Genomic DNA, 15,391 nt, shown 5'->3' with positions numbered 1-15,391 from the left:
CCTACAACTCAATGGAATAATAATCCAAACCACCTTTTCCTGGACCCTGAGTCCACCGTGAATCAGGTTTCCAAGCACCATTTTCTTCTTCCCGACGGCGAGTGTAGACAGTGAGCTGATTATCCTTAATTTTCAGTAGATTATATTGCCAAGGATAACCGGGTATGAGTTCTTTGGTAGGTGCCCCAAAGGTGCCAGCACCAATTTGGTCGAGTTTGCGCCCAGTTGGACTGAGGTCGTAACGGAAAAGGCTGGTTTCGGCTTTGTGGATGTGTCCGTGGAGGAAGAAGCGGAATCCAGCTTTGGCGAGTTGTTCCATGAATCCTTGGTCGGTAATGCGATCGCTTCCAGCACTATTGAGGGGATGGTGCCAAACCGCTAGTTTCAGGCAGTTGCCGTAGTCTGGGTTACGGCGAATTTCGGCCAGAGCCTTGCTTAGAGCACCGGAGTGGATGCTAGCACGAGCTCTAAAGTGGTGATCCAGTTCCCAAGCGGAGTTTAGTCCTAGGATCAGCAAGTTTTGGTCTGGGAAATAGTCGATAATCCCTTGCTGGTCATAGTCGAGGGGATAGGGTTGAGTTTTGATAGCTTGATAGAATTCGCTGAAGTGGGCTAACCGTTGTTGGTATTTGGATTCATGTCGGACTAGAATCACCCGTTCACTTTCTTCGATGTAGTGACCCTCTGTTAGTGTACCTTGGTAATTTTTGCGATACCAAAAATCATAAGCCTCCTCTGAAAGTTCCCAATTGAGGTCATGGTTACCGGGAACTAGAACAATTTGCTTCGAGTCTAGGGAAAAGTCTTGGCGGAGGTTGTGGAGAAACTGTTGTGCAGCCTGGTATTCCTCTGGAGTGGAATAATTCGCGATATCACCGGAGAGGATAAGAGCGTCAAGGTGAGGGATTTGAAGGTCTTGAATTAGGTCTTGGGCGAGTTGGTTTGACCAAAGGGTAGCTTGGTCAGGGGTGGTGATGTGGAGGTCCGAGAGGTGGAGGATGTACATGGTTTGAGTGGCAATTGGTTTGGGAGTGGGTTTGGGACTATAGGTTGGGTTGTAGATTTGGTAGCGCTCTTGAATGGCGTTAAGGACATTTATGGTTTGATCACAGCTTATGCCATCATTAGTTTGTACAAATTCTTCGTTTTTGAGGCGATTAATCAGTTTAGGAATAGTAGCTTCTGTGCCAATTTTTCCCAGAGCTTCGGCTGCCCTTTCAGGTACATAATTATAGCTATCTTCCAGGCATTTAATTAGTCCATCAATAGCAGATTCTGAAATAGCAGATTGTGAGCCAATTTTTCCGATAACTTCTGCCGCTATCATCCGCACATCAAAATCCTCATGCTCTAGGATTTTTATCAACTTATTAGTGGCGGATTGTGAAGCAATCTTAACCAACGCATCTGCTGCCCTTTTCTGCACAGAATAGTCATCATATTCCAGGACTTTAATTAATCCATCAATCGCAGACGTTGCTCCAATATTCCCCAAAGCCTCTGCTGCCTGACTACGCACCAAATCTTCTTCATCTTCCAAGCATGTAATTAACCCCTCAATCGCCGCTGCTGACTTAAGTTTACCCAAAGCCTCTGCTGTCATCCAACGCACATCTGAGTGGTCATCTTCCAGACATTTAATTAATCCATCAATCGCTGCTTCTGAGCCAATATCACCCAAAGCAGTTGCGGCCTCACGACGCACTAAATAGTGGTCATCTTCCAGACATTTAATTAACCCATCACTAGCCGCTTCTGAGCCAATTTCTCCCAAAGCCTCTATTGCCAGGTAACGTAGCTCGTCGTCTTGATCGTCTAGGAGTTTAATCAGTTCATTAATAGCATCTAATGAACCAATTTCTACCAGAGCTGGTTTCGCAATATACCTTACATAATGCTCTTCATATTTAAAGAGTTTAATCAGAGGATCAATAACTACTAGGGATTCTGGTGATTGGTAGTTAATCAGAGCTTTTGCAGCATTGATGCGCACATAGGAATTTTTATATTTGAGGAGTCTAATCAGATCATCATTAACGGATAGTGAGAAGATTTCTATCACCGCATCTGCTGCAGTATAATAGACTTTATAGTTTTCATCTTCCAGGAATTTAAGTAGCCCATCAATAGCTGCTGGTGACTGGATTTTACTCAAGGCTGTCACTGCCGTTATCCGTACCATAAAGTCTTGATCATCTAGACAGGTAAGAAGACCATCAACAGCCGTTTCTGAATCGATTGCTCCGAGAGCATTAGCTGCATCTCTCCGAATCTTATTATTTTTATCTTCCAACAGTTTAATCAACGCCTTAGTAGCTGATTTATCACCGATTTCAGCTAAAGCATAGGTCACTTTATAACTTCCACGATAGTCTTGAGATTTAAGGAGTTTAATCAAAACATCGATAGTTGCTGGTGACCGCATTTCAACTAGAGCTTCTGCCGCCCTCCTACGTATAAGTGAGTCGTCATCATCTAGGCATTTACTTAAGGCAGCAATCGTGGCTTCTGTGCCAATTTCAGCCAGAGCATATGTCGCCTTCCTACGCACATTTGATTCGTCATCATTCAGGCATTTACTTAACAGGTCTATGGTGGCTTCTGTCCCAATTTTTTCGAGAGCATTTGCCACACTCCAACGCATAGCAAAGTTGTTATGATTCAGGAATTTACTTAGCTCAGGTATCGCTTTGTCTGATCCAGTTATTCCCAACAATTGAAGCTTAACTAACTTCGGAACCTTTAACCCAAGCACCAACCCAACAGTCTGCTCCTGAAACTGCGGTTTTACTGCTCCTGCTAACCTCGCTCCCAGTTGCCAATCCACTGCTAATCCTAACTTGACAACACGCTGGGCTTGGGCTTGATCATCTAGCAATTGCAGCATCAGCACCAGAGGTTCTGTCCATTTCAAATAATTGAGATAGTTCTGTTGTAACTCCTGATCGCTGATACTTGGTAATTGCTTCAATAAATATTCGGCTGTATAGTATTCTTGGATCATTTGGTGTCGAAACTCAATCAATTTTCCTGATTGTTGAATCAAGTGATGGTTGAGTAAATCCTTTAGCCAAGCTCTAGCGCGAACTTTAGGATCGATACAACCATTCTGACCTAGATAGTTAGTTAAAAATTCCTGGGATTTTGTCTTAGGAATAGCAACAGTAATCTCTTTGGGCTTATCCCCAGTTGTCATCACAAAAGCTAACTGTTGCAGCAAGTCAGTCCAAAATCCTCTTGATTCCTCGGAAACCCTAACATCTTGCTTGATGTTATCAGAATAGAACTGGGTAAATGAGCGAAAGACTAAACCCAGATTTGACGGTATCTCTCCCTTATCCTGAAACAGGGCACATAGCATCATTAATAGTAGGGGAGTTTGGCCAAACTCCCGTAAGCGATCGCCCAACTGCTGAAGCATCTGCTCCCCCTGTTGTGGCAAATACTTTCGGACAAATTCCGACATTTGCTCTACACTCAAGGATTGCATTTCCAACTTCTTCTGAATCCCCAAGTCACCACCAACTCCTAAATCCCTAGTGGTGAAAATCATGGGAGTAGGCTTCTGGTAATTCTGCCGAAACTGAGTCAAATCCACACGTGCTGCTTCTGACGGTAGCTCGTTTACCCCATCGATCAGTAACCAGAATTGTCCCTCAAACAATAGTCTTTCGATATCGGTGGAGTCCAGCAGTACATCATGGCGTTTCAGAAAATTCCGTACTAACTCCAACACGGATGTCTGGTAATATCGCAGTTCCACCAGCACCGGAATTTTCCCTGGTATCCCATCATCCCCCAACAATCGCAATAACGCAGTGGATTTGCCGGAACCCGGACGACCCACTAGTAAAACATGGTCAGTAGCATACTTGAGCAATCCTTCTAGGACAGGTAAGCGCTCAATTTCTTCCCGATTTTCGTCTGGTTGTGGCTGCTCCGACTTGATGGTTTGGACCATCAGGTTAAAGTTAAACAGTCTAGGGGTCTGTTGCTGCGGCTTGGGCTTGCGGCCTTGGACATCGGTGAGGGTATAAACTTGCCACCATTTGGCGTAGGTGTTACGGATTGATGCTAGATAGGGATCCCAATTGATCATCTTAAGGATCTTGTATGAATTATGAAGGTTGAATTATCTGGCACCCTTGTCATTCATTATAGTGGGCGGGCAGTTGGTGGGCAGTGCTTTGGGATGGGATGGGGAGCTGATCTGATTGGTCTGCTGCACTGCCCACCCTACATCTATTGCTCGATTGTAGTGGAACTGGCATCTTGCCAGTTTCAATATATGTTGGGGCGGGCAGGATGCCCGCTCTACTGCTATGCTCACCCAGTGGAATGGGCATCTTGGTAGAACTGGCATCTTGCCAGTTTCTATTTCCAGGCAGTTGGTGGGCAGTGCTTTGGGATGGGATGGGGAGCTGATCTGATTGGTCTGCTGCACTGCCCACCCTACATCTATTGCTGGATTGTAGTTGCAATTATAGTTGACAAAATTATCTATAAGTGCTTACACCCCTTGCCCTAGATATTTCCATCTCCTGATCACGCCATCTCCCGGTGTTCCAGTGCTATTCTCCCACTGGCAACTGTTGAAATAATCAAGACTTAGGCAATTGCCCCCTAAATCCCCCAATTCTGGGGGACTTTGACATCATTACCCCCCAAAATTGGGGGGCAGGGGGGCAAAACCCAGTAAACTTCGTAAGTCCTAATAATATTTTTTTTGTAAATTAGTTGAGAAAGCTTTGCATTTGAAACCTAAATAGACTAAACTAGTCTATGAGCATTAGCAATAACTAATCCCTGGCTGCTCAAATCTTCCCTTAACCAAGGCAGCTTGCTTCCAGCTTTTAACTAGCGGGGGGTCTGGGGGATACATGAACCTCCCAGGGTAGTTTTCTGGGTTTCAATACCCCTAAAAGTGGTATGAGTCTAACAATGAACTACTGTTACCGAATCTATCCATCCGCCATTCAAGAGCAACAATTGCTCGAATGGTTGGAGGTTTCTCGCCTGCTTTACAACCAAGGATTGGGAGAAATCAAAGACTGGATAAATTCGCGCAAATGTCGTGTTAATTGTTGCTCTTTGCAGTCGGAATACATCATTCCAGCTGATATTCCTTTTCCTAATTATTATGATCAGCAAAACGCCCTCCCTAAAGCTAAGGAAGTATTTCCCCGCCTGAAACAAGCCCCTTCGCAAGTACTTCAAACTACTCTTCGTCGGTTGCATAATGCTTGGGACTTTTTTAAAACAAGAGGCTTTGGCTTTCCTCGTTTCAAGAAGTATGGGCAACTCAAGTCCCTACTTTTTCCTCAGTTCAAATCCAACCCAATTACGGGTTGGCAAATCAAACTTCCCAAGCTGGGGAAAGTGCCGATCAACCTGCATCGACCTATCCCTGATGGGTTTGTGGTTAAACAGGTAAGGGTGTTGAGAAAGGCTGATAGATGGGAAGCAGTTATTGCTATTTCTTCTGATATCTCGATACCGGAAGTTAAGCCTCATGGTAAGGCCATCGGCATTGATCTCGGGCTTAGCTGCTTTCTGGCAACATCTGAGTCTGAGTTGATCTGTAGACCCCGATTTCTGGTTAGTTTGCACCGCCAGCTGAAATTGCTGCAACGCAAGTACGCCAGAACTAACAAGGGTTCTAAAAATCGAGAACGAGTGAGACTAAAGCTGGCCAGGTTCCACAACCACATTGCTAACACCCGCAAAGACTACCACTACAAGCTGGCGAATCATCTTTGTTCCACTGAAGGAGTGGGGATGGTTTTCGTTGAAGATTTGAATGTTTTGGCAATGAGTAGAGGGATGCTTAGGAAGCATACCCTCGACGCCGCCTTTGGTCAGTTTCTCAACATCTTGGAGTGGGTAGCATCTAAGCACCAGGTCTACTGTGGGCGTGTCGATCCTAATGGCACCTCCCAAACCTGTCCCAAGTGTGGAACTCATACCGGCAAAAAGGGGCTTTCGGAGCGGGTACATCAATGTAATGGTTGTGGATATAGAACGGATAGAGACCATGCAGCTGCCCAAGTAATCAGGTGGCGTGGTTTAGAACAAGTCAGTACGCAGGGACTCTGCGGAATAGAAAACGCCTATGCAGTCGGTCTGCCGGGGGTTGGGGAGACCCGATCTAGGTCAGAGGCAAAATCTCGTAAGAGAAAAACTAGGAATGCCCAATCGTGAGGTTGGGAAGCCTACACCATAATCGTTGATTTGGTGTAGGAGGATGTCACTAAAAAACTATTTCATTATTGATTATGGATCCATCTATATCTGAATCAGAGGCCAGTCAAGTGATAGAGATCAAGTGGGGAGACCGATGGCAAGTCTATCGGCGCTTGCAAGAGCTAGAGATTCCCTGTCACTGTAAGACTGACCAGCCCTTGAGAGCTGAAATCGATAATGTCACGGCTTTGATTCAAATTTGGAGTATCCTCAGACAGCTAACCCTTCCGCGCCAGGAGTTAATATCCTGGCTCGATGATTGCTGGCAGCTTCCTAGCAAAAGGCGCAAGGAGAGACTGTAACTAGTAGGTAAGCATTCAGCCCTCAGCGGTCAGCCGTCAGCTTTCCATAACTCAGATTAAACTACTGATCCTGTCAGGTCTACTCAACCTGCCAACATTCAACCTGCCAACATTCAACCTGCCAACATTCAACCTTCAACAAAATAACTTTCACTATCAATTCATGACAAAACCAGCAATTCTACATTTAGAAGGGATTACTAAACACTTTGATCAAACCACTGAGCCAGCAGTGGGGAATGTGTCGTTTACCCTCCATGAAGGGGATTTACTGGGATTAGTGGGGCCATCTGGCTGTGGCAAAACGACTTTACTGCGGATTGTAGCTGGGTTTGAGCGACCCCAAGCGGGACTAGTGGTATTGGCAGGACGGAAAGTGACTGGGCCAGGGTATTGGTTACCACCAGAACAGCGCAATACTGGTATGGTATTTCAAGACTATGCTCTATTTCCTCACCTGACCGTAGCAGAGAATGTGGCGTTTGGGCTTAAGCAGAATCGGAAACAGAAGAGTGGTGTCTGTGTCAAGGGTAATACGGAAGATGCGATCGCATTAGTCGGATTAGCTGGCATGGGCAAACGTTATCCCCACGAACTCTCTGGTGGTCAGCAGCAGCGAGTAGCCCTAGCCCGTGCCTTAGCCCCGCAACCTAAATTAATTCTATTGGATGAACCCCTCAGCAATCTGGATGTCCAAGTGCGTCTGCGGTTGCGTCAGGAAGTGCGAGCTATTCTCAAAGAAACCGGCACCTCTGCTATTTTTGTCACCCATGACCAAGAAGAAGCCTTGTCGATATCCGACCAAGTGGGAGTAATGCGTTCTGGTCGATTAGAGCAATTGGGGACACCAGAAGAAATCTATACCAATCCCAGCTCTCGCTTTGTAGCAGAATTCGTCACCCAAGCCAACTTTTTACCAGCCCAACGCAGAGGAGACCTATGGGAAACAGAAGTAGGCTCCTTTGCCATCAGAGTCAATGATGCCATACTTAATACAAAACTGGATCAGCTGGAGCAAGGGGAGCTGATGCTTAGGGAAGAAAATGTACTTCTCAAGGCTGATGATGACTCCACCGTAGTGATTCAAGACCGACACTTCCTAGGTCGTGAATACCGCTACTGTTTACAAACCGCTTCCGGCACAAAACTCCACGCTCGCACCAACCTTAGCACTCAGTTACCCGTAGGGAAGCGGGTGCGACTGTCTGTAGCTGACCCATCAGTACCGATATTTTAGAATTTAGAATTTAGAATTTAGAATTGAAGAGAATTTAGAATTTAGAATTTAGAATTTAGAATTGGGAATTGAAGAGAATTTAGAATTGGGAATTTAGAATTGAAGAGAATTTAGAATTTAGAATTGGGAATTTAGAATTCACCATTCTGGCTTCTGGCTTCTGGCTTCTGGCTTCTGGCTTCTGGCTTCTAGCTTCACCATTCTGGATTCTGCATTCTAAATTCACCATTCACTATTCTGCCTTCACCATTCTTAATTCTTCATTCTACATTCTACATTCTTAATTCTTAATTCTACATTCTTCATTCTACATTCTTAATTCTTCATTCTTCATTCTTCTCCGCTGACTGATTGCCATCAGAGGATTGCACTTGCTTGAGATGAATCTTATTCACCTGAACAATATAATGTTCTATGGCCTTTTGTGATTGTTGTTGACGTCGCGCGCCATCGGGTGAATCAGAAAAGCGATAAGCTGGAGTAACTCCCAAGACAAATTTTTCCTGTTCCGCCTCTAACAATTCTACAGTAGTGTTGGCAGCAATCCAATTTTCTTGAAACGGAAAGGAAGTAGACACACTAGCAACAATAGAAGCAACAGCTGGAAATATTACTGGGAGCCACTTTAGTAATGCAGAACCAGTTTCTAATTTGTCTAGCAAGACTAAAATTGGTGTTATTCCCGATAAAATAATGGTTAACATTTGGGCAACATAGTAAGCATTTCGGGAGGTTCTGCGGGTCTTTTTATAATCGTCAATTAACTCCTGGCTATAGGTTAATGCTTTTTCTATCGCTAGAGTTATCGGGTTATTCTCTATGGAATTATTACCGCACCAGAGCCCACTACATAGTTTAGACTTTTTGGTCAGTTGCGACTGATGATTAGCTTCTTTATAGTCTTGCCACAATTGTTGATTAAATAGAAACAGAAATAGAAAAACCGCAACACAAGCAGCGCTAACGATTAGCAATATTTGACGGTGTGAGATAAAAATAGAGGCCATTCCAACCCCAACCCCACCAGCCAGGAATAAATAAGAACCGATATTGATTAAAACTGAAGGTCTTGAAATTGATGAAGACGAGATTTGCTCTATTGTCTTAGGAATTTTAGTTTCTGGAATTGCTTCAAAATTAGTCATTTTTATCTGAATATCAAAACAGTTAATGGTAATGAACATAATTGACTAGACACAATTATAGCAAGTAGACATCTCCAGAAACTCGGTTTTGACCCAGGCAGTGCAAGGGTTTGAGGTTAATTTTTGGAGATGTCTAGTGGGCATTGCTGATTGGTAGAATACTCAGAAATCCCACCGTTAACCCTCCGTTATGATTTATTTTTGAAATTTTGTCCCCAAACTCCTCAAACTCCCCCCACTCCCCACACTTCCCACTCTCCCCATTAACTAAGCAATTGACTCAATTGCGGTGGTTGTTACTGTAGGTGACTCTAGTACCAGCCCACTGAAGCTTAGTCCTTAAGGTCTGGTAATAGGAATACTGTTCCCGTAGGATAATGAACTTGGCCTGACAATCTGCTCTACGCACGTCCACCCGTTGTCCAGGCCAAATAGAGGTTGCGAGCACACCATCCATCCAGAGTTTAGTGTTTAGTTCATAATCCCCCAAGGGCCAGATACTGACAACAGAGCCAGAGGGGAGCACGAAAGGACGACTGGAAAGGCTCATCGGACAAATCGGTGCTACTGCGATCGCTTCAATCGAGTCGTGCAAAATTGGACCATTAGCGGAAACAGTATAGCCAGTGGAACCAGTGGGAGTCCCAACAATTAGTCCATCCCCTTGGTATTGATCCACTACTTCTCCATCAATTTCCATTTCCAGAATTGAGGTAATCATCCGATCGGCAGAGGCAGGTTTAATACACATTTCATTGAGTGCGAAAAAGCGTCCGCTAACTGGTGTCAGGTCAGTGCGGTTTCCCTCAAACACAGCCCCCTCTAACATCATCCGCCGCTGAACTGCATAGCGGTCTTCTAATAGTCGGTTCCATACTTGCTCAGTGTCTTTAAATTCTTCGATAGGTTCGGTCAGAAATCCCAGATGACCTCCAACATTTACTGCCAAAATTGGTATTCCTTCCGGAGCCAGATGTCTTGCGGCTGCCAATACTGTCCCATCCCCCCCGAGAACCACTGCCAAATCAATGGCTTCGGTGGCAGAAGCTAAAAAGACTGGGTAGGGATTATCTTTCGCGCCACTTGGTCCGATCAGAACCTTGCACTGGCGTGTTTCCAACTCCCGAGCGCATTTTTCTGCGCAACGTTTTCCTTGGGAGTCTCCAGCTTTGTGAATAATAATGACTTGCTTTAGCTGCACGTTACTGTTCTGGCTTACCCCTAGTGTTCACTGTTATTCTAGAGCGTTGGGTTAAGCGTTACCTGATCTTTGCGGGGAAATTGGGGAAATAATTAAATTGTCAAATAAATTTAATTCTCAAAAAGGCGTTTTCTTGATCAAGAAGACTACCAACTTGGGCTAACTATAACTAGACACTGGGTCAAACAGACTTAGTCAATAGGAGATTAACCCATGACAAACGAAGAATTTGATACCTTAGTCAAGAAACTCGAAGATTATGCCCAACAATATCCCGGTAATTATCAGAGTGGGAGAGTTTGAGAGGGAAAAGAATACCCCGTCCTCTTAGGTCTTGAAGTTACCGTAAGGAGAGGGTCGCCTTAATCAATAAGTTTTAACCTTTTTTTGCATAGCCTGCCTTGGGAGTTATAGCAGTCGCCAGGGCAGTTAGGACATGACAAAAGTCTCAAAGCTAAGTATAGCAATAGTTTTACTTCTGACTTCTGACTTCTGACTTCTGACTTCTGCTATACCGTAAGACAGGGGAGCCTTATTACAAAATTTTTAACCTTTTTATTCATAACCTGCCGACCAGAAAGGCTCCCCTGTCTAAGAGGATATCTGAAAAGTTTTTTGATACTGAATTTTGCCCCCCTAGCCCCCCAACTTTGGGGGGAACAAGAGTCAATTTGCTTCTAAAAGTCCCCCAAAATTGGGGGATTTAGGGGGCTTGGATGTAGCAAATGAGACTTCTCAGACAACCTCTAAGGTTTCATCGTAAGTATTCAGCGATCAGCGATCAGCGATCAGCGATCAGGCACGAGAACTGCACGGGGTCGGATTAGTAAAACCAGCAGGGATTTTCAACCAGCCGTACCAGCACCCCCCAGCTTATTTACTAAGCAGGTACACAAAATTGATTACACATTTTACAAAACTCAAAGCCTTACAATGTAAGGGTTACAGAGATGGCGAGTAGGTAATTAATTCTGCGATCGGTGCTTACCTCCCATTGATTAGCTGACGGCTGACGGCTGACGGCTGAATACTTACGTTTCATCTTTAACCATAAAGGCGACCCTCACCATCAGGTTTCGTCTCTGGGGATGAATTTTCCCTCTCAAATAGTGTTAATATAAAAAGTAAGGGTCTCAAAAAAAACTGGGTATTGACCCTACTCAGGTACCCTGGCCATAGGCCACGCTACGGGAACGGTGCGCGGGAAAGTTACGCCCAGGTCGATAACAACCAACGGTGGTTGTGCAAAGGATACCCCATTCCTGCGACGGATGGGGAGGTTCAAGCCTACATTGTTCCTGACGGGGTGACAAACAGCCTTAAAAGCCTTGCTGGGTGTGGGGTGACCGGGTGTAGGGTGTAGGGGAAGATCAGGAGCTGGCTACCTTGCGACGGAACGGATGAAGCGATGAGCAACTAGCTCCCTTTGACCGTACTGCATCCCGACTCCCGACTCCCTACTCCCATTAACCCAGGACGAAAGTACCTCTTTTATAGGGAAGCGTAACCAAAGGTGATGTTAAACCGACGACACCAAATTGCTACAGAGCCAAATTCATCAAGATTCCAGTCGTCAGGAATAGCATAGCGTTGAGCACCACTGAATTGCTTGAGTCGGGCAAGGGTTACATAGTCTCGTGGTTGAATTTTACGAGGTACACTGCTGTTCCGATACAGGACTACATTCACATCGGGGCCACTACCAGTTTTAAAGGATTGATCGAATTCTAGATAGCGTTTACCATTTTCATTGACAATCTTGGCATTTCCTTGAGTGCGATGCCCTCTATCAACGGTGATAAAGCTTCCTGTGGCGATAGTAGAGGCTATTCGTTGACTGAGCAGAGCATTGTTTAAAGAGTTGTGTTTAACAACAGTTGTTTCTGCTTGCACAGCCGGAGTTGCTGCTGCCATTAACAATACGGATAAACCACCAACAATTAGACGTTTCATAATACTTCCTCCTAGTAATCAAAAATGAATTGAATCATTGTTTTAGTTGCTTAATTATTAGAATGAACTACCATCCTGAAATCGCCCTAACTAATAAATGAAAGTTAGATGAGATTTAGACAAGAAAACTGAAGCACTCAAAACTGACCAACTCAGCCCTAACTTACTGTAGGGTGGATGAAGGGAAGGGAATTGCACGGTAACCCACCAGCTGGTAGCACGGATTTGTGACCAATACGTGCGATCGCATCCCTGATCTAACCACTGATTCTACACTTAACGCCCATGAATCAAAAACGCATCATTGGTCTAACCGGTGGTATCGCTACGGGAAAAACCACCGTATCGAATTACCTGGCTGATACCTACAGGCTACCAATTTTAGATGCGGATATCTATGCCAGAGAAGCAGTACAACCAGATTCACCAATCCTGAAACAGATTTATCAGCGCTACGGTTTACAAGTGCAGCACAGTGACAGTACCCTGAACCGTAAACGCTTAGGAGAGATAATTTTTAGTAACCCAACTGAGCGACAGTGGTTAGAGCAACAAATCCATCCTTATGTACGCGATCGCTTCCGATCTGAACTCGATACCTTTCTTGATGCAATAGCGAGTGGGGGAAACCCCCAAGACCGCGCTGCATCGCTAGTTGCTCCGACAGTGATATTAGTCATCCCTCTACTATTTGAAGCTAAGATGACAGACTTAGTGACAGAAATCTGGGTAGTCAGCTGCTCACCAGAACAACAGCTCAGACGGATCCAGAAACGCGATCGCATCTCTAAAGAACAAGCTCAAGCCCGGATCAACAGCCAACTCCCCCTCCAGCAAAAAATAGAACTTGCTGATCTAGTTTTAGATAACTCCTCTACCCAAGAAGCTCTAATCCAACAAGTATCTACTGCTCTTGCTACCAATTCATATCATCCCTAACTATTTAGAATTTAGAATTTAGAATTTATTAGAATTCAGAATTTAGAATTTAGAATTTAGAATTTAGAATTTAGAATTTAGAATTTAGAATTTAGAATTTAGAATTATAAGCACCGATCGCAGGATTAATTACCTACTCGCCATCTCTGTAACCCTTACATTGTAAGCCTTTGAGTTTTTTGAAATGTGTAATTAATTTTGTGTACCTGCTTACATTCTACATTCTACATTCTACATTCTGCATTCTACATTCTGCATTCTGCATTCTACATTCTACATTCTAAATTATGCATTCTACATTCTACATTCTACATTCTAAATTATGCATTCTACATTCTGACAGACAGCCTTAAACCTGCTAACCTAGTTATGGCAAATAAGCTTTCAGAGCCTCTGCTGCCAACTCCGTCATACTTTTCCCTTGGTTAGCAGCAGCTTCCTTAAGACGAGCATGGACTTCTTCGGGAATGCTAATTCGACGGCGATTTTTAGCAGTAGAAGATTTCTTAGCTGAGGATTTCTTACTTGCTAGCTTGGCATCTGGATTAACTATACCGCTACCTAGCTCATAGTTAGCAGAAAATTCCCGAAGGGCATCAAAGCCAATGCGATCGCAAAAATCCCCAAAACTCTCTTCTGGTTTGCGCTCTTGCCGAAACTGCACAAAAATTGGTTCAAAGAAAGATTCCAGCTCACTTTCTGGCATTTTCTGGACATAGGCTCGTGATAACCGAGTTTGATCTGGTGAAGCTCCCAGCCACACTTGATAAGCCTTTGGTGCACTACCGACAAATCCCAACTCTGCGATATACGGTCTAGCACAGCCATTGGGACAACCGGTCATTCGGATCACAAAATATTCCTTCTCTAACCCCAATTTGTCCAGCAGTAACCGAATCCGCTCAACCATGCCAGGGAGCGCCCGTTCTGATTCGGTAATCGCTAAACCACAAGTAGGTAAAGCTGGACAAGCCATGGAGTAGCGCACTAACGGTTCAATTCCTTCTGGAGTAACTTGAATACCGTGCTGTTCGAGAATCTGATTCAGGGTTTGCTGGTGGGTGGGGTCAATCTCATAGAGAATTATATTGTGGTTAGCAGTCAGCCGCATCGGTAGGGCAAATTTCTCAGTAATTTCCCGCAGAGCTGTTTTGAGTCGGAAATCCCCTTCATCTTTGACCCGACCATTCTCAATCGATATCCCCAGGAATAGCTTTCCGTCTCCTTGTTCGTTCCAACCCAAATAATCTTCGTACTTAAATGGGGGTAAGGGCTTAAACGGTGCCAGGGTTTTACCGAAGTAGCTTTCTACTTTTTCCCGAAACCTCTCGACACCCCAATCATTGATTAGGTACTTCATTCTGGCATGACGGCGGTTTACGCGATCGCCATAATCCCGTTGAGTTGCCACAATTGCCTTAACCAAGTCGTAGATATCCTCTTTCTCCACATAGCAGATGTGGTCAGCTAGACGAGCAAAGGTTTCTTCCTTATTGTGGGTACGACCCATACCCCCACCAGCCAGAACATTAAATCCCTCCAGTTCTCCCTGGTCGTTGGTAATTACCACCAACCCCACATCTTGGGTATAGATATCAATCGAGTTATCCCCGGGAACCGTTACGGAACACTTAAACTTCCGGGGCATATAGTGTTCCCCGTAGATTGGTTCCTCTTTGTCCTGGAAAATAGTACCATTACCATTGCGCTGCCGTGCTGCTTTCACCTCCGGAGCTTCCTCAGCACTAATTACCTTTTCCCCATCCAGCCAAATCTCGTAATAGGCACCGGTTTGAGGGGTAAGTAAGTCAGCAATCCGATCAGCATACTCCCAAGCATACTGATACTCTGGTCGATTTTTATATGGTGCTGGTGCAGCCATAACATTGCGGTTGAGGTCTCCACAAGCACCCAAGGTTGACCCCATATTGCGGACAATTGCCGCAATTGTCGCTTTCAAATTCTTTTTGAGAATGCCATGAATCTGAAAACCCTGACGGGTAGTTACTCGTAGGGTATGGTTACCATACTCTTCTGACAACTGCTCTAGAGTCAGATAAAGCTCTGGTGGAATAAATCCTCCAGGATTTCGAGTGCGCAGCATGAACTGATAGTCTTTTTCCTGACCCTTGACCCGGTTATCTCGGTTGTCTTGCTGGTAAGACCCGTGAAACTTAAGAACTTGAATAGCGTCTTCTGTAAAATGAGTAGTATCCTGTAGCAATTCAGTTGCCACCGGCTCACGCAAGAAGTTACTGCGTTCTTTAATTCCTTCAATCTTAGAGGGTTTGCGGGCTTTAGGAGTCTGAGATACAACCATTGGTTCGACGGATCTAAAAAGATGAATAAGTATAATTCCCGATAAATCGCT

The 15,391-nt window shown here is 44.6% G+C and carries 11 protein-coding genes; 4 read left to right on the top strand and 7 right to left on the bottom strand.

Translation table 11 applies throughout. The features are described 5' to 3' along the window. Window position 1 precedes the first annotated feature (1 nt). Window positions 2–4,099 carry a HEAT repeat domain-containing protein gene (locus F6K63_RS08935; RefSeq protein WP_287311757.1) on the bottom strand — a complete coding sequence of 1,366 codons (4,098 nt, stop codon included), beginning with the start codon at window positions 4,097–4,099 and terminating at the stop codon, window positions 2–4. Between the two features lie 33 nt (window positions 4,100–4,132). Continuing rightward, complete coding sequence (locus tag F6K63_RS08930; protein ID WP_131827085.1) at window positions 4,133–4,444, bottom strand: hypothetical protein; 312 nt, start codon at window positions 4,442–4,444, stop codon at window positions 4,133–4,135. A gap of 497 nt (window positions 4,445–4,941) precedes the next feature. Between F6K63_RS08930 and F6K63_RS08925 the strand changes: the two genes are divergently transcribed. The 3 genes from F6K63_RS08925 (at window position 4,942) to F6K63_RS08915 (ending at window position 7,782) form a co-directional block, all read left to right on the top strand. Then, complete coding sequence (locus F6K63_RS08925; protein ID WP_008185956.1) at window positions 4,942–6,201, top strand: RNA-guided endonuclease InsQ/TnpB family protein; 1,260 nt, start codon at window positions 4,942–4,944, stop codon at window positions 6,199–6,201. A 74-nt stretch (window positions 6,202–6,275) separates the two neighbouring features. Further along, window positions 6,276–6,545, top strand: a complete 270-nt coding sequence (locus F6K63_RS08920; RefSeq protein WP_008185958.1) for an Asr1405/Asl0597 family protein — start codon at window positions 6,276–6,278, stop codon at window positions 6,543–6,545. Window positions 6,546–6,708: 163 nt separating this feature from the next. Continuing rightward, a complete protein-coding gene (locus tag F6K63_RS08915) occupies window positions 6,709–7,782 on the top strand; it encodes an ABC transporter ATP-binding protein (RefSeq protein ID WP_008185960.1) in 1,074 nt (357 codons plus the stop codon). Window positions 7,783–7,861: 79 nt separating this feature from the next. Here the strand turns inward: F6K63_RS08915 and F6K63_RS08910 are convergent, their stop codons facing one another. From F6K63_RS08910 to F6K63_RS08895, 4 genes are all read right to left on the bottom strand, one after another. Then, the gene (locus F6K63_RS08910; protein ID WP_154659835.1) at window positions 7,862–8,011 is read right to left on the bottom strand and encodes a hypothetical protein; all 150 of its coding nucleotides are present in this window, start codon (window positions 8,009–8,011) and stop codon (window positions 7,862–7,864) included. A 94-nt stretch (window positions 8,012–8,105) separates the two neighbouring features. Then, on the bottom strand, window positions 8,106–8,927 hold the full coding sequence (locus F6K63_RS08905; protein WP_044493695.1) for a DUF4231 domain-containing protein: 822 nt from the start codon (window positions 8,925–8,927) through the stop codon (window positions 8,106–8,108). Between the two features lie 280 nt (window positions 8,928–9,207). Next, window positions 9,208–10,128, bottom strand: a complete 921-nt coding sequence (locus F6K63_RS08900; RefSeq protein ID WP_008185964.1) for an NAD(+) kinase — start codon at window positions 10,126–10,128, stop codon at window positions 9,208–9,210. 1,491 nt (window positions 10,129–11,619) lie between these two features. Further along, window positions 11,620–12,081 carry a DM13 domain-containing protein gene (locus F6K63_RS08895; protein WP_008185966.1) on the bottom strand — a complete coding sequence of 154 codons (462 nt, stop codon included), beginning with the start codon at window positions 12,079–12,081 and terminating at the stop codon, window positions 11,620–11,622. 285 nt (window positions 12,082–12,366) lie between these two features. Between F6K63_RS08895 and coaE the strand changes: the two genes are divergently transcribed. Then, window positions 12,367–13,020, top strand: a complete 654-nt coding sequence (gene coaE / locus F6K63_RS08890) for a dephospho-CoA kinase (RefSeq protein WP_008185972.1) — start codon at window positions 12,367–12,369, stop codon at window positions 13,018–13,020. 367 nt (window positions 13,021–13,387) lie between these two features. Here the strand turns inward: coaE and sir are convergent, their stop codons facing one another. After that, on the bottom strand, window positions 13,388–15,340 hold the full coding sequence (gene sir, locus F6K63_RS08885) for a sulfite reductase, ferredoxin dependent (protein ID WP_008185973.1): 1,953 nt from the start codon (window positions 15,338–15,340) through the stop codon (window positions 13,388–13,390). Window positions 15,341–15,391 lie beyond the last annotated feature (51 nt).

The sequence above is a fragment of the Moorena sp. SIO1G6 genome (genome assembly GCF_010672795.1).
GTDB classification, from domain to species: Bacteria; Cyanobacteriota; Cyanobacteriia; order Cyanobacteriales; family Coleofasciculaceae; genus Moorena; species Moorena producens.
This window is presented reverse-complemented; position numbering and strand designations above follow the sequence as displayed.